Here is a 21,217-nt window from a genome sequence, read left to right as displayed (position 1 = left end):
GAAAAGGGATTCCGTCATTTACACAAAATTCTTGACGCTCCCTTCCACCGATAAGTTGAGAAATATTTTTGCTAAGAAGCTGATACAAATCCTTGTCATTACTATAAATATAACAATGGCCATACTCATTCGAACACCACATTTTCGCTAAGGTGCCAATGACATCATCCGCTTCATATGAAGGGACGGATACTTGTTGAATGCCTATGCTTTCCAATACATCTTTACACACTTCAAATTGTTGAATTAACGCTTCTGGCAAGTCGGAGCGGGTTGCTTTATAAAAATCATGTTTTAACCTTCTCGTTGTTTCATTTTTTTTGACATCCCATACAACAGCGAGATGGGTCACTTCATATTGAGAAATAAGATTAAATGTCTTTTGAAAAAATATTCTTAATGCATTTGTATAAACACCTTTACTGCTTTTCGTCAATTGCTCTAATTCTTTTCCGTAAGATGTAGCAAAGTATCCACGGCTTAACAAATTAAATCCATCTATTAATAGTAATGTTTGGTTTTTCATCACGATGATCTCCTTGTTATATGTACTATTCACAGGTTAAGTTATTAATCGATTAAAATCAATTACAATGTACATAGCAAGGAAGAAGATCTATACATTCTTTTACAGAGGATAAAACGAAACAAGCCAGACCGTATAAGTCGTAATAAAGAAAAAATGCTCAATATTTTTTGCGGTTCTATGATTAACTGGTCGATTTTTTAAAGCATTGCGTACTACCGGCTGAAATATGAAGAAACACTCGGTAAACTTAAAAAAATGACGGTTATTGATGAGCTGACGGGTTTGTATAATCGCCGCTAATTTGAAGAAGATATGGATATAAGCAGACGAACAAATGTGGCTTTACTGCTTATTTTGTTAGACATCGACCATTTTAAACAAATTAATGATACGTACGGTCATATTTGTGGAGATATCATTTTGAAAAAAGTGGAGGATACGATCTGGCAAAATGTAGATGAGATGGACACCGTTTTACGGATCGGCGGCGAAGAGTTTGCGTTCTTATGCAGGAATACATTGAGAGAAAATAGAAAGAAGAAAGAAGATTGTGGAACGAATTATTTACCGCAAGGAACAGCTGCGTATTGATTACAAAGGACAACACGTGCCGGTCACCATTAGCGCCGGCATGGGTCAATACAAAGACGAGTCGATAGACGAATTTTTCGGAAAAACAGCTCAAGCCTTATTATGAAGCGAAACGAATAGGAAGAAACCGGATCGTCACCGCTTAACGATTTGCTCGGATCGCTTTTTTTGCTTCTAGATCTGCTTTATTTTGTTTAGATGGAATCCATTTAACGAAAAAAAGAGGAAACTCTTTCGATAATGTTAAAATAGTGGTTAAAAGTGGTTTGTATGATTGTTTATGTATATACTCTTTTTCAATCGCTGAAACGACTGTTTGTGAATCACTGCGGAGTGATACGGTATCTGCGCCCATTTCTTTGCATAACTCAAGTGCTTTAATGACTGCCATGAACTCCGCCTCGTGCGTATCACATTCTCCGAGCGGAATGGAAAACCGTTCTGTTTTTCCATCGTGACGAATGACAATACCGGCACCAGCAAGACCTGGATCGCCAGTGGATGCGCCGTCTGTGTATACTTCAAACATAAGGATACCCCCAATCTTGTTTTTATTTTAGAGGAAAGAGGTTGGATTATGCAAATGAAAATTTGTTTTTTATATAGCTTTAAAGGTGTTCAAATGATGTTTGAATCCCAACCGGTTGACCGGGAGATCGTCTTGAAAACAGCTGACGATTTGCTGAAAACCGGCCGTACAAAAGAAGTAACGATTGTCGATGAATTAGGCCAGGAGTGGACACTGAAGGAATTTAAAAAGTTGAACGAAAAACTGGATGAAGAACCAGAAAAGGTCACCGTCTTGTTTGACGGCAGCTACGATGTAGATTCAAGCCGTGCTGGCGTTGGAACAGCCATTTATTATTCAAAAGGCGGCAAGCGATACCGTCTGCGTGAAAATGTACCGTTGGATGCACTTCAATCAAATAATGAGGCGGAATATGCAGCGCTCTCTTTTGCGGTAGGAAAGCTTGAAGAACTTGGTGTGGTCAGTCAGCCGGTGACGATTTCGGGCGATTCATTGACGGTGTTGAATCAGCTGAGCGGCGAATGGCCGTGTTATGAGGAAAATCACGCGCGCTGGCTCGTGCGTATTGAAGAAAAATTAAATAAACTAAGAATTAAGCCGCTTTACAAACCAATCGATAGAAGGCACAATAAAGAAGCTGACCAGCTTGCCCGGCAGGCGCTTGAAGGTATTGAGATACAGAGTCACGCCGAAATCGGGACGTAATCGAAAGGTGGCATGTGAACTTGAGCCGAATAGATGTATTTATTGAAGTAGAAGATCTGCTAAATACGTATTGCAAAGACTGCCTCGTTAAAGCTGCGTTGCGTAAAGAAAAAGGCAAGACTGCGGCGCATAAATTTTGCATTACGGAGTGCTCAGTAGGAGAAAAATTAAAGCAATATGGAATGAAGTTGTCGTAAGCCGGAATACACATCCCGGCTTTTTCCTTGTTCGTACTGCTTGTATATAGTAAACTTTTAATGATGAGTAATGTCAGGAGGAATATCCACATGCCGACACCGAGTATGGAGGATTACATAGAACAGATTTATTTGCTGATTGATACGAAAGGATACGCACGTGTATCAGATATTGCGGATGCACTTTCTGTTCATCCGTCAAGCGTAACAAAAATGGTCCAAAAGCTTGATAAAGATGAATACCTCGTGTATGAGCGTTATCGTGGGCTCGTATTGACGCTGAAAGGACAAAGAGTAGGTCAGCGTTTAGTCGCACGTCATGATTTGCTCGAACGTTTTTTGTCGGTGATGGGGGTGAAAGAGGAGAACATTTATAATGATGTGGAAGGGATTGAACATCATTTAAGTTGGGATTCTATTAACCGTATTGCCGATTTAATCGAGTTTTTTGAAGAAGATCCGGCGCGAATGGCAGAATTAAAAGAAATCAACGAACGAAATAAAGAATAATCCGTCCGCAGTACGGGCGGATTTTTTTCACAAAATGGAGGCGTATTTGATGAAGATTTTAAAAATAGAACCGACACCGAGCCCGAATACGATGAAAGTCATTTTGGATGAAGAACTTGCTGCAGGTAAAAGTACGAATTACAAACCAGAAACAGCCGAACATGCACCGGATGTGATTAAAGCGATTTTGACGATCGAAGGGATTAAAGGTGTGTATCACGTTGCCGATTTTATTGCACTTGAACGAAATGGACGGTATGACTGGCAGGAGGTTTTACCAAAAGTGCGGGCGGCATTTGGGGAAGGCGATAGCGAGGCAGGAGCAGCGAGACCAGAATTGGATCATTTCGGTGAAGTAGAGACATTCATCCAAGTGTACAAAGGCGTTCCAATTCAGCTAAAGTTAGTATCAGCCGAAGGAGAAAAACGGGTGGCGCTGCCGGATTACTGTCAGGAAGCGTTTCAAAAACTGATACAGGACGGCGACAACTACATTTTAGAACGGAAATGGCAGGAGTTTGGTATTCGCTACGGCGAACTGGAAGAAATAGCACCAGAATTGCTTGAAGAAGTAACGGCGGCTTATCCGAAAGAGCGTATCGATCGCATTGTCGAAGCAGAAGGGCGTGGGGGACCGCTTATTCAGCATAAAGAACATGGTGTCAAACCGGAAGCTAAAAAGTGGCTGGCAGAGTCAGACTGGCGGATACGATATCAGCAATTAGAACAAATGCCTGATCCAGATTTAACGGATATGGCGCTTCTTGACGCAGCATTAAATGATGAAAAAGCGGCGATTCGCCGGCTCGCTGTCGTATATGCCGGCATGATTGAAGATACACGCATTTTGCCTGTTTTGTACAAAGCATTGAAAGACCCGGCCGTGACTGTGCGCAGAACAGCAGGTGACTGTTTGTCTGATCTTGGTTTTTCCGAAGCTGTACCTGAAATGATTCACGCATTAAAAGATAAAAGCAAAATTGTCCGCTGGCGGGCGGCGATGTTTTTGTATGAAACAGCCGATGAATCCGCGTTGCCAGCTTTAAAAGAAGCCGCAGACGATTCGGAATTTGAAGTGAAGATGCAAATTTTGATGGCGATTGAACGGATTGAAGGCGGCGAAGAAGCGAAAGGCTCTGTGTGGAAGCAAATGACAGAATCGCGTAAACAATAAGAAGAAGGAGGAATTTTTAATGAATGCTTACGAAGAATATATGAAGCAAATGGTCGTGCCGATGCGTGCGGAATTGACAAATGCAGGATTTATTGAGTTGACAACAGAAGAAGAAGTGAATGAATTTATGGAGTCAGCAGAAGGAACCACACTCGTTGTTATTAATTCTGTTTGTGGCTGCGCAGCAGGTCTTGCCCGTCCGGCAGCGGTACAGGCGTCGATGAATGAGCATGCACCTGATCGTCTCGTGACAGTATTTGCCGGTCAAGACCGCGAAGCGACAGCGGCAATGCGTGCGTGGATGCCTGAATTTGAGCCATCTTCACCATCAATGGCGTTGTTAAATGGGAATAAGGTCGTTCATTTCGTGCCGCGTCATGAAATTGAAGGACAGGACCTTGGCACGATTATCGGCCATTTAACCGCTGCGTTCGATGTGCACTGCCAGTGATCGTGACAACATCACAGCGGGCAGGGATGGACGTGAAAACACGTGCGGCAACGGAAGCGAACTTATTAGGTGCCCGCTATGTGGAGCGAAGCAAGCTGTCAATTGCCAAAATGACGTCTTTTCACAACTGTCCGGTCTTGCTCGTCACGGAAGAGCGGATGGAGCTGCATGACATGAACGGCGCTTCGCCGTTCTTTTTTCATCCCGGATCGGCCATGTTCCGAGTGAAAAGGCTTTTAAATGGAGAGCCGGATGCATTTGTGGATGCGTGCAGACTGCGCCCAGGCATGTCGTTTTTAGACTGCACGATGGGTCCTGCTGCAGATAGTATGACGGCCTCCTTTGCTGTCGGTGCAAAAGGCCATGTAAAGTCGATTGAAGCCAATCATGTTGTTGCGCGTATTGTGGAAACTGGATTGTCAAACTGGACAGAAGGACCGGATGAATTACTGGAATCGATGCGCGACATTCAAGTGACGGCGGCAGATTATCATACCTATTTACAAACGGTTCCGGATGATTCGTTTGATGTTGTGTATTTCGATCCGATGTTTGAGGAAACGATTGACTCGACAGGTATTGCACCGCTCCGCCCGTTTGCATCGTATTCAGATTTGACGATAGATGCGGTGAAAGAAGCAAAGCGGATTGCAAAGTGTCGCGTTGTGCTTAAAGATCATTTTCGTTCGGACCGGTTTGCGAAATTTGAATTTGAGCAACATATTCGTAAGACGTCAAAATTTCATTTTGGCACGATAGAAAGTGGGAGCGTACATGAGTAAAAGTGAGCAACAGTATGTGAATTTATGCCATGATATTTTAGAGAATGGACATAAAAAAGAAGATCGGACGGGGACGGGGACAATGTCGGTTTTTGGCCGGCAAATGCGGTTTGATTTAGCGGACGGTTTTCCGCTTTTAACGACGAAGCGTGTACCGTTTAAGCTCATTGCATCTGAAATGCTCTGGTTTTTAAAAGGCGATACAAATATTCGGTATTTGCTGGAAAATAACAATAATATTTGGAATGAATGGGCGTTTAAACGGTGGGTGGAAAGTTCGGAATATGCAGGTCCTGATATGACCGATTTTGGCCGCCGCGTGTTGAAAGATGAAGCATTTGCGAAAGACTATCATGAGCAAATGACGTCGTTTAAACAACGTGTTCTAAAAGAGGTCGATTTTGCGGCAAAATACGGGGAACTCGGTGATGTGTACGGCCGTCAGTGGCGTGCGTGGAAAACGTCACAGGGTGAGACGATCGACCAGATTGCGGATGTGATAAAGATGATTAAAAAAACGCCGGATTCGCGTCGATTAATCGTATCAGCATGGAATCCAGAAGATGTACCGTTTATGGCTTTGCCGCCGTGTCATACGATGTTCCAGTTTTATGTAGCAGATGGGAAATTATCGTGCCAGCTTTATCAAAGATCGTGTGACATTTTTCTTGGCGGGCCTTTTAATATTGCGGGATATGCATTGCTGACACATTTAATGGCAAATGAATGCGGTCTTCAAGTAGGTGAATTTGTACATACGCTTGGCGATGCGCACATTTATACGAACCATATAGAACAAGTAAAAACGCAGCTAGCACGTGAGCCAAAATCACTGCCGGAACTTTCATTAACGAAAGGGAAATCGTTGTTTGAGATGGAATTATCAGATATGACGTTAACAGGATATGATCCGCACCCGGCCATTAAAGCACCGGTCGCGGTTTAAAAAGGAGCGGGAATGATGATTTCATTTATTTGGGCGCAAGATGAAAATGGACTTATTGGCAAAGAGAACAGTCTGCCGTGGCATTTGCCGGAAGACTTGAAATTTTTTAAGAATACGACGCTCGGGTCTTCGATTGTGATGGGGCGAAAAACGTATGAATCGATCGGCCGGCCTTTACCGGGGCGGGAAAATATAATTTTGACGACCGATCCATCGTTTCAAGCTGAAGGCTGTACAGTCGTCCATTCCGTAGATGACATCCTGCTCAAAGCGGAAAATGAGGAAGTATTTGTCACGGGCGGAGCGGCTGTATTTCAAGCTTTTTTGCCGTACGTGGAGCGGCTGTATGTGACGCGTATTCATCATACGTTTGAAGGTGATACATTCTTTAATGCTATTACATGGAATGAATTTAAAATTGAAAGCTGTACACCAGGTGTTAAAAATGAAAAAAATCCGTATGACTATGAATTTTGCATGTATAAACGGGTGAACAGATGATTTGATTTGTTGTCTTTTTCGTTTAAAGGAAGCATCAAAGTATTTAAAAACAAAGGGCTCAAAAAGTGGACATCTGCCCGTACTGGCGCTGTCGTACGTACGCTGATTATGTCGAATGATCTTGTCGATGCCAATTTAAAGAAGACGGCTGCAAGTGTGCAAAAAATGATTGAACCGGAGTTTCTCCGGTTTTTTTTTGAACTAAAAAACCTTGCTTTTCTGTTATTATTCAACGATAATAAAAGCAACTTTACACATAAAAGCGGTTATGCGCGAATAGGGGGCATATTGATGAATAAGTGGACAAAAGGGTGGTTGATCTCGGGTGCTGCCGTGCTAATGCTGGCAGGCTGCGGAGGTGGAGAAGAAACGAACGAATCAGGTGGCGAAACATATAAAATTGGTGTGTCACAATTTGTCGAACATCCATCGCTTGATAAAGCTTACGAAGGCTTTAAAAAAGGCTTGGAAGAAGCAGGTGTCACAGCTGAATTTAATGAGCAAACCGCACAGGGCGATCAAAATAATAACCAAACCATTGCGAACAATTTTGTGAGCGATGACGTTGATTTAATTTTCGCGAACTCGACACCGAGTGCGACAGCTGCATTAAATGCAACGAAAGACATTCCAATCGTGTTTACATCGGTCACCGATCCGGTTGCGGCAGGTCTCGTTAAAGATACGGAAAAACCAGGCGGCAATGTAACAGGAACGATTGATTTACATCCGGATGCGATCACCAATACGGTGAAGTTTATGGCTGAGCAGTTTGACGGCAAGAATGTCGGCGTCATTTATAATGCCGGTGAACAAAACTCTGTTGCCCAGGCTGAAGCGGTTGAAAAAGTATTGACGGATAACGGTTTGAAAATGGTACCGGTCACAGTGTCCACGTCATCTGAAGTAAAACAGGCGACAGAATCATTAATTGGCAAAGTGGATATGTTCTACATTTTTACAGATAACACAGTCGTTTCAGCACTTGAATCTGTCGTTCAGGTTGCGAACAAAGAAGATTTGCCACTGTTTGTGGGAGAGAAGGATTCCGTTGCCCGCGGTGGATTTGCAGCATACGGATTTGATTACGAAGACATTGGCATGGAAGCAGGGAAAATGGCTGCTCAAATTTTAAAAGGTGAGAAAAAAGCAGGCGACTTGCCGGTTTTACCGCCACAGAATTTGAAACTTGTCATTAATGAAACAGCCGCAAAAGAAATGAATATCGAGATTAAAGAAGAATGGAAAGCAGAAGCTGAGCTTGTGAAATAACGAAAAAGTGCGCCTTTCATAATAGGCGCTCTTTTCGTGAGGAGGATTTTTTATGATGACAGCCATGTTTGGCGCCGTAGAGTCCGGCGTCATTTATGCGATTATGGCACTCGGCGTGTACTTGTCATTCCGCGTGCTTGATTTTCCCGATTTGACAGTCGACGGCAGTTTCGTTACAGGTGGAGCGGTCGCATCGATTATGATCGTGAACGGATACGATCCCTTTATCGCCACGATAGCTGCTCTTTTTGCTGGTTTTTTAGCAGGATGTATGACAGGCCTTTTGCATACGAAAGGCGGGATTAACCCCCTTCTTTCTGGGATTTTAATGATGATTGCTCTTTATTCTATTAATTTGCGCATAATGGGGAAACCGAATGTGCCGCTTTTAGCAGAAGAAACGGTGATAACGAAAATTGAATCATGGTTTACGTCAGAATGGAGCATTTTCTTCTTTATGCTCGTTGTGACACTCATCATTAAATTTGTGTCGGACTTATTTTTAAAAACAGAAGTTGGATTAAGCTTGCGCGCAGTTGGAGACAACGAAGGCATGGTCCGCAGCTTTTCAGCGAACACAGGCTGGATGAAAGTGCTTGGCCTCGGTTTGTCAAATGCGCTCGTCGCCTTTTCTGGCGCATTAGTCGCGCAATATAATGGATTCAGTGATGTCGGGATGGGGATCGGAATGATTGTCATCGGGCTTGCTTCCGTTATTATTGGGGAAGCAGTCATTGGCAATTCAACTATTGCTCGTGCGACACTGGCTGTTGTCATCGGTGCGATTTTGTACCGTATTATTGTGACGCTGGCACTCCGCATCGAATTTTTAGATACAGGCGATATGAAACTGATTACAGCTATTATCGTCATTATTGCACTCATTATGCCGAAAGTACTCGATAAACGAAAAGCAGCCGTCCGGAAGAAAAAACGGCTGGTACAGTTGAACGGAGATGGAGGTGGCCCTGTTGCTTGAAATGACTCAAATTTTTAAAGTGTTTTATGAAGGGACACCGGATGAAAAAATTGCACTCAATAAAGTCGATTTGTCTATGCGGCCTGGTGATTTTGTAACGGTGATCGGCAGTAATGGTGCCGGAAAGTCGACGCTTATGAATATCATATCTGGTAAATTAGTGCCGGATATAGGGACAGTCATGATTGATGGCGGGAATATGACGTCCCTTGCTGAGCATAAACGAGCCGTGAAAATTGGACGTGTATTCCAGGATCCGATGGCTGGTACTGCGCCTACGATGACGATTGAAGAAAATTTGGCGATTGCATACAATCGGACAAAAAAACGTTCACTTGGCTTTGGTGTGACGAAAAAACGGCGTGACTTTTACAGGGAAAAGCTCGAAATGCTGCATCTCGGCCTCGAAGATCGCTTGCAGGCAAAAGTAGGCTTGCTATCGGGCGGAGAACGGCAGGCATTGTCCTTGTTAATGGCGACATTTACGGATCCGAAAATTTTGTTGCTGGATGAACATACGGCGGCGCTTGATCCGGCTCGTGCTGAGTTGATCACAAATTTGACGAAAGAAATTGTCAGCGCACTCGGGTTGACGACGCTCATGGTGACGCACAATATGCAGCAAGCACTTGACCTTGGCAACCGCTTGATTATGATGGACAAAGGACAGATCATATTTGAGGCGGATGAGCAGGAAAAACAGGAATTAACGATAGAAAAATTGCTGGCAGAATTTCAGAAAATTAAAGGCGGAGGCGGGCTGAGCGATCGATCGCTATTGTCATAAGAGGAAGACCTAGGTCTTCTTTTTTTTTTGTAAACATGTTAATACGGTAGGAAGAATGGATAAAGAATAGTAAGATGAACGAAGAAGCATTTGAAAGGGTGAGAAAGAAGGGATATAAGATGGGTAAAATTAAAATTGTCACAGATTCAGCACTTGATATGACGAGTGACGAATTGACTCCGTTCAACATTGTGATAGTACCGCTGACCGTCTTGGTAGAAGGTCAAACCTATTTAGACAATGTGGACCTTTCACCGGCAGAATTTTTAGAGAAAATGGCGCATACGAAAGAGATGCCAAAAACATCACAGCCGCCAGTTGGGCGTTTTTTAGAAGTGTATGATAAGCTCGGACAGGATGGCAGTCAAATCATTTCTATTCATATGACAGGTAGCATGAGCGGCACGTATCAATCGGCAAAACAAGCAGCAGAAATGTCGAAATCAGATGTGACCGTTATTGACTCACGCTATATATCAAAAGCACAGTCCTATCAGGTTTTAGAAGCGGCACGTATGGCAGATTCCGGTCATACGGTAGAAGAAATTGTGAAGCGGCTCAATGAAGTACGTTCAGAGACGAAATTATATATTATGATCGATACACTTGAAAATTTAATAAAGGGCGGCCGAATTGGCAAAGCACAGGGATTTATCGGTTCATTGCTCAATATTAAACCAATTGCGAACCTCGATGTTGGTGAGCTGTTACCTGTAACGAAAGTGCGTTCTCACGCAAAAGCGATTACATTTTTAGTTGATCAAATTAGTGAAGAAGTAAAAGGGCGCGACCTTGTTCGTTTTTCGATCGTTCACGCGGGCCACAATAGCTTTAAGTTTTCGCAAAACTTACGTACAAAGATAACGGAAGCAACTGGATTTAAGGATATCGACATTTGCATCACAACACCAATCATTTCCGCACATGCGGGCCCCGGAGCTGTAGGCATTATGTACTGGGCGAAGTAAGATGGATACACCGGACGAATAATGTCCGGTGCTTTTTTCACTCGGAAGATGCAGTGAGTGACCGGAAATGTGGATGAGCGAGCAGAAAAACCGGATCACGCAAAGTGTGATCCGGTTAGGCGCCTGGAAGAGGCGTTGGAGTTGGTTCGGCGTAGCCTTCGCTGTATGTGTTGTCGATCCATGTGCGAATTGTATCAACAGATTTGCCTTCTTCGGTCATGACGGCTGTTGTTGCTGCGATTTCAAGACAGACACCGCATCGTGTGCCATGGTCGTCCCACACAACTTCATGGTCATTCGCATCAGCGATGAAGCAGTTTAAGTTGCTCGTGTGGCCGGCTGATTCACCGCAGCCGCAGTAGCATGGCATTTGCTTGATTACATCTGCATGTTTAGCAGCGGCTAAATAAATGGCTCGCATATTTTCGTCTTTATCGTCTAAAAAAGCCGGCAAGTCAGTGATAGAAGCGGTTGCTTCTTGCAAATCGCCATTAGGTGCTATCTGTGTATGTCCTTCGTGATTGTCATGTACCTCGTCATTTCCACAGGCAGCTGCAAATGGAATGGCTATCGTTAATAGGATCGCACATAATGATTTTTTCAATCGTTAAAGCTCCTTTCATTAAAAGAAATAATGTACGGCATGCTATAATCATATATTGAAAACATATCACTTTCAACCTGACGGGGAACGTGATACGATTTCACAAAGAAGAATGAGGTGACCGCATTGAAGCGAATGATGGCGGGTCTCTTCCTAGTTGCAAGTATGGCGGGATGTGGGAATACAGTGGAAGAAACCATAGCACCTGTTCCACAAAATGTAAAAATAGTCTCTGTTGGTGATTCGCTTACGGAAGGTGTGGGCGACAGCACGGGCAGTGGTGGTTACGTCCCTTATTTAGAAACAAAGCTCGAATCACTTCATGAAATCAAAGACGCTGTTTTTACGAATTATGGTAAAAAAGGAAATCGGACTGATCAATTACTTAAACAGGTTCAAACAGATGAAATGAAAGCAGATATTAAGGCAGCAGATATCGTCATGATCACGATCGGGGGCAATGATGTCGTCAAAGTGGTAAAAGAGAATTGGTCCCATTTGACGATCGATAATTTTGAGGAGGAAGAGACAGGATATGGGAAACGAATACGTGCCATTTTAGCGGAAATACGGAAACAAAATGAAGACGTAGGCATTGTGCTCGTCGGTATTTATAATCCATTCGGCAAAATATTTGTCGAAACAGAAGATGATGAGGAAATTATCCGCTCGTGGAATGAAACGGGCAAATTGGCAGCAGCACGATTTGACCGGACGACATTTGTCAGCATCGAAAATATTTTTTCAAAAGGCAGTGCCGAATTATTTTTCGAGGATCAGTTTCATCCGAACGATCTTGGGTATAAACAAATAGCAGACCGTATTTTTGATACAATCAAAGGTGAGGAATTGGAGCAATTAACGAATCAGAAAATGGTTTTTACGAATGAGGGATCCCATTGAGAAAATGGAAAGTGGCCTTTTTTCTATTGCTCTTCATGGTCATGGCGGCAATCGGATTCATTTTGATCATGCTTTTAATGCCATCAGATGCAGGAAAACCGGCCATGACAGAGACGGAAGGTGAAATCGCGTTTCATGTTACAGCAACAAAAGCTGAATTAAATAAGTTTGTGTCGTACTATTTACAAAAAGAAGCTGACAGTGCACCATTTGATTATGACGTCTATATAGGCAATGAAGTCGAACTGTACGGGTCGATTCCGGTCTTTGCGACTGATATTGATTACCATATGACGTTTGAACCAGAAGCACAGGAAGACGGTAATATCATGCTTCGCCAAAGTGGACTGCGTGTCGGTTTGCTTGACGTACCCGCTTCATACGTGCTGAAAACAGCAGAAAACGCCGGTGCGTTCCCGGACTGGGTGCGCGTTGTGCCAAATGAAGAACTAATTTATGTGTCACTTGGCGATATGGAACTTGATAATGGTATGAGAGTAAAAGTAGAGGCATTTAATTTAGAAAAAGATGATATTAAATTCGCTGTATTACTCCCTGAAGGGGCAGCACAATAGGAGAATGAACAATGGAAAAAGCAATATTCGCTGGCGGCTGTTTCTGGTGCATGGTCAAACCATTTGACGAGCAGCCCGGCATTCAATCTGTGATCTCAGGATACACAGCTGGTCACACCGAAAATCCGACGTACGAAGAAGTATGCTCAGACACAACCGGTCACGTGGAAGCAGTCGAAATTACGTTTGACCCAGATATGTTCCCATACGAAAAACTGCTCGATGTGTACTGGATGCAAATCGATCCGACAGACGGCGGCGGTCAGTTTTATGATAGAGGCCGTTCGTACATGCCGGCCATTTTCTACACAACAGATCAACAAAGAGTACTGGCAGAAAAGTCAAAGCAATCACTTGATGCAAGCGGGCGCTTCAATCGTCCGATAGCTGTTCAAATTTTACCTGCAGAACGTTTCTTTGAAGCGGAAGAGTATCATCAGCAATATTACAGGAAAAATCGGCTTCATTATGAAGCGTATCAAGCAAGATCGGGACGTGCTGGATTTATTCAATCAAACTGGGGGGTCATTAAATGAACAAAGAAAAATTGAAACAAACATTAACACCGATGCAATATAACGTCACACAAGAAAACGGTACAGAACCGCCCTTTCATAATGAATTCTGGAATGAGTTCGCGGACGGTATTTATGTCGATATCATCTCCGGAAAGCCGTTATTTTCATCGAAAGACAAATATGACGCCGGCTGTGGATGGCCGAGCTTCACGAAGCCGATAGAAGCCGTTGAAATGGTAGAAAAACGAGACATTACACATGGCATGATCCGAACAGAAGTACGAAGCAAAACAGCGAATGCCCATTTAGGCCATGTTTTTCCAGACGGCCCGCGTGAGGCTGGGGGTTTACGTTACTGCATTAATTCGGCGTCACTTCGTTTTATCCGGAAAGAAGAATTGGATAAAGAAGGATACGGGGAATTTAAAGACCTTTTTTAAGGTCTTTTTTTTGGAGGAAAGAAGAATATGCATAAATCGTTTTATCACTATTTAATGAAATATCGAGAAGAAACGCCGCGTGACGAGATCGCTGCCTTTGCAAATGATGCTTTTGCGGATCATTCATTTCCAAAAGGTGCAGATGAGTACGATACATTGAGCCGTTATTTAGAAATGGATGTTGATTATTTGCCTTCAATGTCGGTATTTGATACAGCGTGGGAAAAATATGAACAGGATGAATTAATGGTTTGAAACTTATTTTGGAGATCGTACGTAAATGGAATCAAAACGAATAAAAGGAGCGATTCATGATGGCTTTATTTAATAAAGTACTAGCAAGTATTGGAATAGGAAATGCGCAGGTAGATACGAAGCTTGAGAAATCGGCTTATACGGCGGGGCAACTAATGCGCGGCGTGGTCTGGGTAAAAGGCGGAAATGTTGAACAGCATATTGATTCGATTTATTTGACGGTGTACGCGACATATGTGCGTGAAACAGATGATAAAAAGGTGACAGATCAGGCGGCGGTGTTGAAGCGTAAATTGAATGAGCCGTTTACGATTGGCGCGGGTGAAACGCGTGAAATTCCGCTTGAATTGGAATTGCCGTATGACACGCCGATTACACAAGGAAAAACGCGTGTATGGGTGGAGACAGGGCTTGATATTAAGCAGGCGGTTGATCCTGGTGATAAAGATTACATCGAAGTAAGGGCGACACCGATTGGTGAAGCAGTACTTGATGCCGTTCGGACACTCGGTTTCCGTTTGCGTGAAGTAGAGTGTCAGCATGCGCGCGGCCAAAAGTATCCATTCGTGCAGGAGTTTGAGTTTGTGCCGGTGAGCGGGGCGTATAAAGGGAAACTGGATGAGCTTGAAGTGACGTTTTTGGAGCAATCTGCCAATGAAGCGACTATACTTCTTCAAGTGGACAAGCGTGCGCGCGGCCTCGGTGGATTCTTGTCTGAAGCGATGGGAATGGATGAAACGAATGTCCATCTTCGCGTTAGCAAGAGTGATCTTAATTCGCTTGAATCCAAATTGAACGCAACGATCAGCCACTTTTGCTGATGGTTGCAGGATGAATAAAAATGGCATAAAATAATGGATGGATATTGGCTGAATTGGAGGAATATATATGAGTGTACACATTAGCGCAAAGGCAGGCGATATTGCGGAAACGGTTTTGCTTCCAGGTGATCCGCTTCGCGCAAAATATATAGCTGAAACATTTTTAGAAAATCCGTTCTGCTATAACGAAGTGCGCGGTATGCTCGGTTTTACAGGCACGTATAAAGGGAAAAAAGTGTCAGTGCAAGGAACGGGCATGGGTGTGCCGTCCATTTCGATTTATATTAATGAGTTAATGCAAAGCTATCAAGTGCAAAATTTGATCCGTGTCGGCACGTGCGGCGCGATTCAAAAAGACGTGAATGTTCGCGATGTCATTTTGGCAATGACGTCATCAACAGATTCAAGCATGAACCGTCAGACGTTTAATGGCATTGACTATGCACCGACAGCAAACTGGGAACTGCTTAAGCGGGCGTTTGATGCAGGAACAGAAAAAGGATTGCCCTTAAAAGTCGGAAATGTTTTTACAGCAGATCAATTTTACAATGACCATGCAGATCATGAGAAATGGGCGCAGTATGGCATTCTAGCTATTGAAATGGAAACGGCGGCACTTTATACGCTGGCTGCGAAACATGGCTGCCGTGCACTGTCTGTTCTAACGGTCAGTGATCATATTATCACGGGCGAAGAAACGTCGTCAGACGAACGTCAGACGACGTTTAACGAAATGATCGAAGTGGCATTAGAAACGGCGGTTCAATCGAAATGAAAAAAATAGCTGCATGGCTGATGACAGGATCTGTATTGCTTGGCGCCTGTTCGTCAGCGGAAGAACCTGTCAAGGAGAAAGAAGAAACAACTGCACCGGCAAAAGAGCCGGCAGCAGAAGAAACAGGCCCTGTTTTGGACGCATCTTATTTTAATGAGGTGGAAGAGATCGAAGGCATTCAAGTTATTCAAAATCCGGAAAACACGTTGGTACTTGTCAATAAAGAGTTTGCCTTACCATCCGAATACACACCGCCTGATCTTGTTCGCCCGAATGTAACGTATTCATTTGGCGATCAAGACATTGAGAAAAGTTATATGAGGAAAGAAGCTGCTGGTGCACTTGAGGAATTATTTGCAGGGGCGAAAGAAAATGGTTTGTTTTTGTTTGCTGTATCAGGCTACCGCTCATATGATCGCCAACAAGAAATTTTAGCGGCTGGAGCGGCGGCAAGTAATGAAGCAAAAGCACTTGAATCGATTGCACCACCCGGTATGAGTGAACACCAATCGGGTCTTGCCATGGATATTTCATCAGAAAGCAACGGCTTTGAGTTGAATCAAGACTTTGAATCGACTGAAGAAGGCCAGTGGCTGAAAGAACATGCGCATGAATATGGATTTATTTTGCGCTATCCAAAAGGAAAAGAAGACATTACACGCTATGTATACGAGCCGTGGCATTTCCGTTATGTTGGCAAGAAAGCGGCGACTGAGATAAAGGAAAATGAATGGACGCTCGAAGAATATTTTGACAACGTAAAACCGGCGGAATAATCGCCGGTTTTTTCATTATTCACAGTGAAATGAACCTTGTCGTTAACGAGGTGAGGTTTTTGTTTTCAAATAACGATAAAAACTGATAGAATGAATAAATCAATGTACAAAGAGTAGAAGGCGGGGGACAGCATGGAAGAGGAAAAACCAGAACAGGGTCATTATATTAAGATAAAACGATTTCAATTTATTATGATTGTTTTTGCACTCGTGTTCGTGACAGCTGCGGTGACAACTATTACGCTCGCTTTCGGTGATGAGAAAGCGGTCGAAGTCGGTGCACCTGCGCGGGCAGAGTTTAATAAATTGTACGAAGCGTATGACAAAATTGAAAGCGGCTATTACAAAGCGGTTGATCAAGAGGCACTCGTGAATGGCGCGATTAACGGGATGATTGATGCACTTGAAGATCCGTATTCAGATTACATGAACAAAGAAGAAGCCTCACAGTTCCATGAAGGCGTGTCCAGCTCGTTTGAAGGAATTGGCGCAGAAATTCAAGAGCAGGATGGCTTTATTATGATCGTCTCACCGATCAAAGGGTCACCTGCAGAAAAAGCTGGATTGAAGCCGAACGATATGGTTATGTCTGTCGACGGTAAAAGCATTCAAGGAATGAGTGCGTCTGAAGCAGTTCTATTAATACGCGGTGAAAAAGGCACAAAAGTGACACTCGAAGTAAAGCGTAATGGGTCAGACAAAACGCAGGAAATGATCATCGTCCGCGATGAAATTCCAATTGAAACGGTCTATGCCGAACTAGATGAGAACAAAATTGCACACATTCAAATTACTAGTTTTTCTGAACATACAGCCGAAGAATTAAACACGGCGCTTGCAGATATGGACAAGAAAGGGATGAAAGGCATCGTCCTTGATCTTCGTCAAAATCCAGGCGGTCTGCTTGATCAAGCAATTAAAATGGCTAATTTCTTCGTACCGGAAGGAAAAAATATTGTACAAATTGAAAGCAACGATGGCAAGGTGCAGGCGTATAAAGCAGAAGGCGGCAATAAAATCACGCTTCCAACCGTAGTCTTAATTGACAGTGGAAGTGCGAGTGCGTCTGAAATTTTAGCAGCTGCGCTACATGAGTCAGCTGGTATCCCATTGATCGGTGAAAAATCGTTTGGGAAAGGAACTGTTCAGTCTGCTGAAGATTTCAGTGATGAATCCAATTTGAAATTAACGACGGCGAAATGGCTGACACCAAATGGTACGTGGATCCATGAAAAAGGCATTGAACCGGATACAGCGGTCAAGCTCCCGGATTATGCGAGCCTTTCGTACATTAATCCAGAATCTGAGTTGAAAATGGAAACATTATCCGACGAAGTAAAAACAGCTGAACAAATGTTGAGCGTACTGGGCTATGATCCAGGTAAAGTGGATGGCTACTTTGATGAAAGTACAGAAAGCGCCGTTGAAGAATTTCAGGCAGAATCAGACATCGAATCAAACGGTATTTTAACCGGTGCGGCGACGACGAAGTTAATGGAGGAACTGCGCCTCAAGCTGCAAGAAAATGATACACAGCTAAACAAAGCGGTTGAATCCGTGAAAGCGAAAGTGAAACAATGAAAAAGCTGATCCGGCTTATGCCGGAACAGCTTTTTTTGGCGGAGGCATTAAATAAAATGTAATCGGCCTTTTCTTTCAGTGCGATAAACAGTACGTCTTCTTTTAATTTTTCAGCACGATCATCCGTTATGAAGCCCGTTCAACGGTTGATTATTTGTTTCATCGTGTAATTGAAAAAAAAGCAAGTGATTTTCCAATCGCTTCTTCAGCCTATTGGAGTCCGTATATATGCATCATCTGTCCGGCGGCGTCCTTCATCCAGACGATGTCCAAATTCGCATCGGCAATGAGAACCGTTTCGTTAACATTATTTAGAACGGTGTATGCATTAAGATTTATCAGGCAGCTGGCCAATCTCCATAAAATCTCCTACTTTCAACTTTCATATAGCTACAGTATACAACAAGAACTAATGTTTGCACCTTTTCAAAAGACTAATTTCGTCATAAAATGATAAAGGGAAACGTCTATCTGAGAGAATCGGGGCAAAAGGAGGGGTTTTGTGGCGAACTGGCACAAATCGTACGTACGAATTTGGAAAGGCCGGACATTTGACGATATGGATGAAGCGATGGAAAATGAATTGCTTGATAAACTCACTCACCCAAGACTCCAGAAAAAGGCAGAGGTTAAGTTTTTCGAATCGGTACGGCGGGTAAATGAGTCGGATCTTTCGGATGCAGAAAAGGTGCAGCTCATCGATGCATACATACACTGTTTTGAGCAATTGAAACAAAAAGAGTAAACACATATACCTTCGCCTGTATAAGATACAAATAGAAATGGAAGGAGGAATGAAACATGTATTTTTTCACCATTGCAGCAATGGTACTCGCAGTTACTATGCTGATTGGATATAAGCGGTACTGGCCGGTAAATGTGAAACGCATTTCTCCTGAGGAAGCAGACGGTCATCCGGTTATTGATGTACGCGACTGGCAGGAAGCGAATCATGTCCCACTCATTGGTGCCGTACATATTCCATGCGGTTACATTTCACGCCGTGCCGGTGAATACGGCGGACAGGAAGTATACATTGCCGCAACGACAGCAGTGGAACGTAATTTTGCGGTGCGTTTGTTGAAAAAATATGGTATTCATGTAAAAGGATTCATTTGCATGGGTAAAGCATGTTAAGCCGGTGCTCTCGTGCCGGCTTTTAAAGTTGCATTCAGCTCGGGCTCTGATTAACATAAGGAGAAGAGGGTTTGTTTTAAAGGGGGAACGGGGTACATATGATAAAAACGGCACTTATTACAGGTGGATCAAAAGGAATAGGACGAAAAACAGCAGAATCGCTTGCAGCGGCGGGCTGCAGAGTCGTTATCAACTACCGTTCAGACCGAGAGCAAGCAGAGCAGTTTGCAAGCGAACTATCAGCTACGTTCGGCGTTGTAGCAGCGGCGGTTGGCGGTGATGTATCATCAAAGGAAGACTGTGAGCATATCGCATCATTCGTACTGCGGGAATTTGGCGGTGCGGATATAGTGGTTCATAATGCCGGTCCATACATACATGAACGAAAGACGATGGCGGAGTATTCATGGGATGAGTGGACTATGCTTATGAACGGCAATATGACAGCTGTCTTTTATTTAACGAAATTATTATTGCCATCGATGAAAGAAAATGGCTGGGGCCGCATTATTACGTTCGGCTTTGATCGAGTGGACACTGCGCCAGGCTGGATAGACCGTTCTGCATATGCGGCAGCAAAAACAGGATTAGCGTCATTGACGAAAACGATTGCAGCGGAAGAAGCGGCGAGCGGTGTAACGGCGAACATGGTGTGCCCAGGCGACATTACAGGCAGCTGGAAAGAAAAGAAGATGATCGATGCACTTGGTGTTCACTCCACTCATGTCCCTGTTGGCCGGCCGGGCACAGGCGAAGATATCGCGCGCGTTGTGGCATTTTTAGTATCAGAGGAGTCGTCATTTATTACAGGCGCGATCATTCCGGTTACAGGTGGACAGGATGTACTAGGAAAACATTTCCGCAAATGAAATGGTTCCTTGCGTCCTTTTCTATTAGGAAGGGTTTTTATAGAGGAGTAGGTGAGAGGTCGGAAAAGAGGACGAGTGGTCAGAAATGCGGAAGAGCGATCGGAAACATGGTCGAATGTACAAAGTGAAACGAAAATAGGGCGGATAACGTGATCGTTAAGCAGCGAGAAAAGCCGGATTATGTTGAAAAGGTGGAGGTGTTGCTTGGGCGGGTGCCAGAACAACATCCGGCATTGCTAGAAATTCGACCGGAGCTTTCGCACGCAGGGCTACAAGGCGAATTAAACGTGGGTTTTTATGTGAAAGAATCACTGCAGCTGGATACAAAAGTTGTGCATGATTTACGATTGCGAGCGGATACGGGGTCTTTTTTGAAATGGATATGTTTGTTGCGACAAAACAATTTGCACTTATTTTTGAAACGAAAAACTACTCGATCGATCCGCTTGATGAAAAAATAAGTAATCTTCTTTTATATCCTTCAGAAATTCCTGCGAAAATAAACTATCTATCCAAAAAAATCTAAAAAATCCATCTATAATCCGACGAACTTCCCCGATTGGGTACTGTGTTCAAGAAAGAACACAAGCCGTTGCATACAAATTTGAGACCCCCATGCCTAAAGGCACAAGCCCTACACCTTGCGGTGTGACGAGTGGGATTCTTGAATGACTAAACGTTCGCAATTCATTTCTGCTTTGAACAGCCTTCAAGATGAGGGTGTCTCATCACCCCTCCTAAGACAGTGCATATAGCATCTTAGGCTGATTGACTGTTACCATCAATCACAGGTGCGTATCGAATGTTCATCGCACCGACTAAATCTCTGTGCTTTTGGAAGCCACATTCGCATGTATATTTGCGGTCTTGTGCCTTGTTCTTAGCAGAACACTTTGGACACGTTTGACTTGTATAAGCGGGATTCACATATTCAATCTTAATTCCAACTAACTTGGCTTTGTACTCGATGAATTGAGACAGGCGATAGAATGACCATCTGTGCAAATTTTTCTCGTTTTTACGGCTCGTTCTTGCCGTCTGT

At 43.5% G+C, this 21,217-nt stretch carries 30 protein-coding genes and 1 pseudogene; 27 read left to right on the top strand and 4 right to left on the bottom strand.

What is annotated here, in order from left to right; translation table 11 throughout:
* A pseudogene (locus AWH49_RS10945) lies at positions 1-526 on the bottom strand (5'-3' exonuclease); the annotation flags it as partial.
* A gap of 315 nt (positions 527-841) precedes the next feature.
* On the opposite strand from AWH49_RS10945, the gene AWH49_RS10940 reads away from it, so the two are divergent.
* Positions 842-1,120, top strand: coding sequence for a diguanylate cyclase domain-containing protein (locus AWH49_RS10940; protein ID WP_082862788.1), 279 nt, complete (start codon positions 842-844; stop codon positions 1,118-1,120).
* Positions 1,080-1,226 (top strand): hypothetical protein, encoded by a 147-nt coding sequence (locus AWH49_RS20025; RefSeq protein WP_157723714.1) that lies wholly within the window; start codon positions 1,080-1,082, stop codon positions 1,224-1,226. The genes AWH49_RS10940 and AWH49_RS20025 overlap by 41 nt, the downstream gene beginning before the upstream one ends.
* Before the next feature lie 36 nt (positions 1,227-1,262).
* Here AWH49_RS20025 and AWH49_RS10935 read toward each other — a convergent pair whose 3' ends face one another.
* On the bottom strand, positions 1,263-1,649 hold the full coding sequence (locus tag AWH49_RS10935) for a ribonuclease HI family protein (protein ID WP_018393705.1): 387 nt from the start codon (positions 1,647-1,649) through the stop codon (positions 1,263-1,265).
* 48 nt (positions 1,650-1,697) lie between these two features.
* On the opposite strand from AWH49_RS10935, the gene AWH49_RS10930 reads away from it, so the two are divergent.
* From AWH49_RS10930 to AWH49_RS10880, 12 genes are all read left to right on the top strand, one after another.
* The gene (locus AWH49_RS10930; protein WP_063965726.1) at positions 1,698-2,354 is read left to right on the top strand and encodes a reverse transcriptase-like protein; all 657 of its coding nucleotides are present in this window, start codon (positions 1,698-1,700) and stop codon (positions 2,352-2,354) included.
* A 20-nt stretch (positions 2,355-2,374) separates the two neighbouring features.
* On the top strand, positions 2,375-2,551 hold the full coding sequence (locus tag AWH49_RS18795; RefSeq protein WP_018393703.1) for a zinc-finger domain-containing protein: 177 nt from the start codon (positions 2,375-2,377) through the stop codon (positions 2,549-2,551).
* A gap of 90 nt (positions 2,552-2,641) precedes the next feature.
* Positions 2,642-3,061 (top strand): transcriptional regulator MntR, encoded by a 420-nt coding sequence (gene mntR / locus AWH49_RS10925; RefSeq protein ID WP_018393702.1) that lies wholly within the window; start codon positions 2,642-2,644, stop codon positions 3,059-3,061.
* Between the two features lie 49 nt (positions 3,062-3,110).
* Positions 3,111-4,235 carry a conserved virulence factor C family protein gene (locus tag AWH49_RS10920; protein WP_063965725.1) on the top strand — a complete coding sequence of 375 codons (1,125 nt, stop codon included), beginning with the start codon at positions 3,111-3,113 and terminating at the stop codon, positions 4,233-4,235.
* Between the two features lie 19 nt (positions 4,236-4,254).
* A complete protein-coding gene (locus AWH49_RS10915; protein WP_018393700.1) occupies positions 4,255-4,686 on the top strand; it encodes a BrxA/BrxB family bacilliredoxin in 432 nt (143 codons plus the stop codon).
* Positions 4,683-5,468, top strand: a complete 786-nt coding sequence (locus AWH49_RS10910) for a class I SAM-dependent methyltransferase (RefSeq protein WP_063965724.1) — start codon at positions 4,683-4,685, stop codon at positions 5,466-5,468. Before AWH49_RS10915 ends, AWH49_RS10910 begins: the two co-directional genes overlap by 4 nt.
* Positions 5,461-6,414 carry a thymidylate synthase gene (locus AWH49_RS10905; RefSeq protein ID WP_063965723.1) on the top strand — a complete coding sequence of 318 codons (954 nt, stop codon included), beginning with the start codon at positions 5,461-5,463 and terminating at the stop codon, positions 6,412-6,414. The genes AWH49_RS10910 and AWH49_RS10905 overlap by 8 nt, the downstream gene beginning before the upstream one ends.
* Before the next feature lie 12 nt (positions 6,415-6,426).
* A complete protein-coding gene (locus AWH49_RS10900; protein ID WP_063965722.1) occupies positions 6,427-6,915 on the top strand; it encodes a dihydrofolate reductase in 489 nt (162 codons plus the stop codon).
* 291 nt (positions 6,916-7,206) lie between these two features.
* Entirely contained in the window at positions 7,207-8,187 is a 981-nt protein-coding gene (locus AWH49_RS10895; RefSeq protein WP_063965729.1) for an ABC transporter substrate-binding protein, read from the top strand.
* Positions 8,188-8,239: 52 nt separating this feature from the next.
* The gene (locus AWH49_RS10890; protein ID WP_063965721.1) at positions 8,240-9,166 is read left to right on the top strand and encodes an ABC transporter permease; all 927 of its coding nucleotides are present in this window, start codon (positions 8,240-8,242) and stop codon (positions 9,164-9,166) included.
* A complete protein-coding gene (locus AWH49_RS10885) occupies positions 9,159-9,953 on the top strand; it encodes an ABC transporter ATP-binding protein (protein ID WP_063965720.1) in 795 nt (264 codons plus the stop codon). The genes AWH49_RS10890 and AWH49_RS10885 overlap by 8 nt, the downstream gene beginning before the upstream one ends.
* 119 nt (positions 9,954-10,072) lie before the next feature.
* A complete protein-coding gene (locus tag AWH49_RS10880; RefSeq protein WP_063965719.1) occupies positions 10,073-10,921 on the top strand; it encodes a DegV family protein in 849 nt (282 codons plus the stop codon).
* Positions 10,922-11,036: 115 nt separating this feature from the next.
* On the opposite strand, the gene AWH49_RS10875 is transcribed toward AWH49_RS10880, so the two are convergent.
* Positions 11,037-11,525 carry a PCYCGC motif-containing (lipo)protein gene (locus tag AWH49_RS10875; RefSeq protein WP_063965718.1) on the bottom strand — a complete coding sequence of 163 codons (489 nt, stop codon included), beginning with the start codon at positions 11,523-11,525 and terminating at the stop codon, positions 11,037-11,039.
* Between the two features lie 135 nt (positions 11,526-11,660).
* On the opposite strand from AWH49_RS10875, the gene AWH49_RS10870 reads away from it, so the two are divergent.
* From AWH49_RS10870 to AWH49_RS10810, 13 genes are all read left to right on the top strand, one after another.
* Positions 11,661-12,428: an SGNH/GDSL hydrolase family protein gene (locus AWH49_RS10870; RefSeq protein ID WP_227431858.1), complete on the top strand. Its 768-nt coding sequence runs from the start codon at positions 11,661-11,663 to the stop codon at positions 12,426-12,428.
* Positions 12,425-13,003, top strand: coding sequence for a YpmS family protein (locus AWH49_RS10865; protein WP_018393690.1), 579 nt, complete (start codon positions 12,425-12,427; stop codon positions 13,001-13,003). Before AWH49_RS10870 ends, AWH49_RS10865 begins: the two co-directional genes overlap by 4 nt.
* 11 nt (positions 13,004-13,014) lie before the next feature.
* Positions 13,015-13,539, top strand: a complete 525-nt coding sequence (gene msrA, locus AWH49_RS10860) for a peptide-methionine (S)-S-oxide reductase MsrA (protein ID WP_034285840.1) — start codon at positions 13,015-13,017, stop codon at positions 13,537-13,539.
* Positions 13,536-13,961 carry a peptide-methionine (R)-S-oxide reductase MsrB gene (msrB, locus tag AWH49_RS10855; protein ID WP_063965717.1) on the top strand — a complete coding sequence of 142 codons (426 nt, stop codon included), beginning with the start codon at positions 13,536-13,538 and terminating at the stop codon, positions 13,959-13,961. Before msrA ends, msrB begins: the two co-directional genes overlap by 4 nt.
* A 27-nt stretch (positions 13,962-13,988) precedes the next feature.
* A complete protein-coding gene (locus AWH49_RS10850) occupies positions 13,989-14,216 on the top strand; it encodes a YozE family protein (protein ID WP_063965716.1) in 228 nt (75 codons plus the stop codon).
* Between the two features lie 59 nt (positions 14,217-14,275).
* Complete coding sequence (locus AWH49_RS10845; protein WP_063965715.1) at positions 14,276-15,037, top strand: sporulation protein; 762 nt, start codon at positions 14,276-14,278, stop codon at positions 15,035-15,037.
* A 67-nt stretch (positions 15,038-15,104) separates the two neighbouring features.
* Positions 15,105-15,812 (top strand): purine-nucleoside phosphorylase, encoded by a 708-nt coding sequence (gene deoD / locus AWH49_RS10840; RefSeq protein WP_034285834.1) that lies wholly within the window; start codon positions 15,105-15,107, stop codon positions 15,810-15,812.
* Positions 15,809-16,588 carry a M15 family metallopeptidase gene (locus AWH49_RS10835; RefSeq protein WP_063965714.1) on the top strand — a complete coding sequence of 260 codons (780 nt, stop codon included), beginning with the start codon at positions 15,809-15,811 and terminating at the stop codon, positions 16,586-16,588. Before deoD ends, AWH49_RS10835 begins: the two co-directional genes overlap by 4 nt.
* 132 nt (positions 16,589-16,720) lie before the next feature.
* Positions 16,721-18,169 carry a lmo1851 family serine protease gene (locus AWH49_RS10830; RefSeq protein WP_063965713.1) on the top strand — a complete coding sequence of 483 codons (1,449 nt, stop codon included), beginning with the start codon at positions 16,721-16,723 and terminating at the stop codon, positions 18,167-18,169.
* 502 nt (positions 18,170-18,671) lie between these two features.
* Positions 18,672-18,914, top strand: coding sequence for a hypothetical protein (locus AWH49_RS10825; protein WP_063965712.1), 243 nt, complete (start codon positions 18,672-18,674; stop codon positions 18,912-18,914).
* A 56-nt stretch (positions 18,915-18,970) separates the two neighbouring features.
* Entirely contained in the window at positions 18,971-19,306 is a 336-nt protein-coding gene (locus AWH49_RS10820; RefSeq protein WP_018393680.1) for a rhodanese-like domain-containing protein, read from the top strand.
* 98 nt (positions 19,307-19,404) lie between these two features.
* Positions 19,405-20,175 (top strand): SDR family oxidoreductase, encoded by a 771-nt coding sequence (locus AWH49_RS10815; protein WP_018393679.1) that lies wholly within the window; start codon positions 19,405-19,407, stop codon positions 20,173-20,175.
* A 149-nt stretch (positions 20,176-20,324) separates the two neighbouring features.
* Positions 20,325-20,636: a hypothetical protein gene (locus tag AWH49_RS10810; protein ID WP_063965711.1), complete on the top strand. Its 312-nt coding sequence runs from the start codon at positions 20,325-20,327 to the stop codon at positions 20,634-20,636.
* 298 nt (positions 20,637-20,934) lie between these two features.
* Here the strand turns inward: AWH49_RS10810 and AWH49_RS10805 are convergent.
* A partial coding sequence (locus AWH49_RS10805) for a zinc ribbon domain-containing protein (RefSeq protein ID WP_082862787.1) occupies positions 20,935-21,217 on the bottom strand: 283 nt, incomplete at its 5' end.

The sequence above is a fragment of the Domibacillus aminovorans genome, from assembly GCF_001643235.1.
Lineage (GTDB): Bacteria > Bacillota > Bacilli > Bacillales > Domibacillaceae > Domibacillus > Domibacillus aminovorans.
The sequence above is the reverse complement of the archived record's forward strand: the minus strand, read 5'-3'. Positions and strand labels throughout refer to the sequence as shown.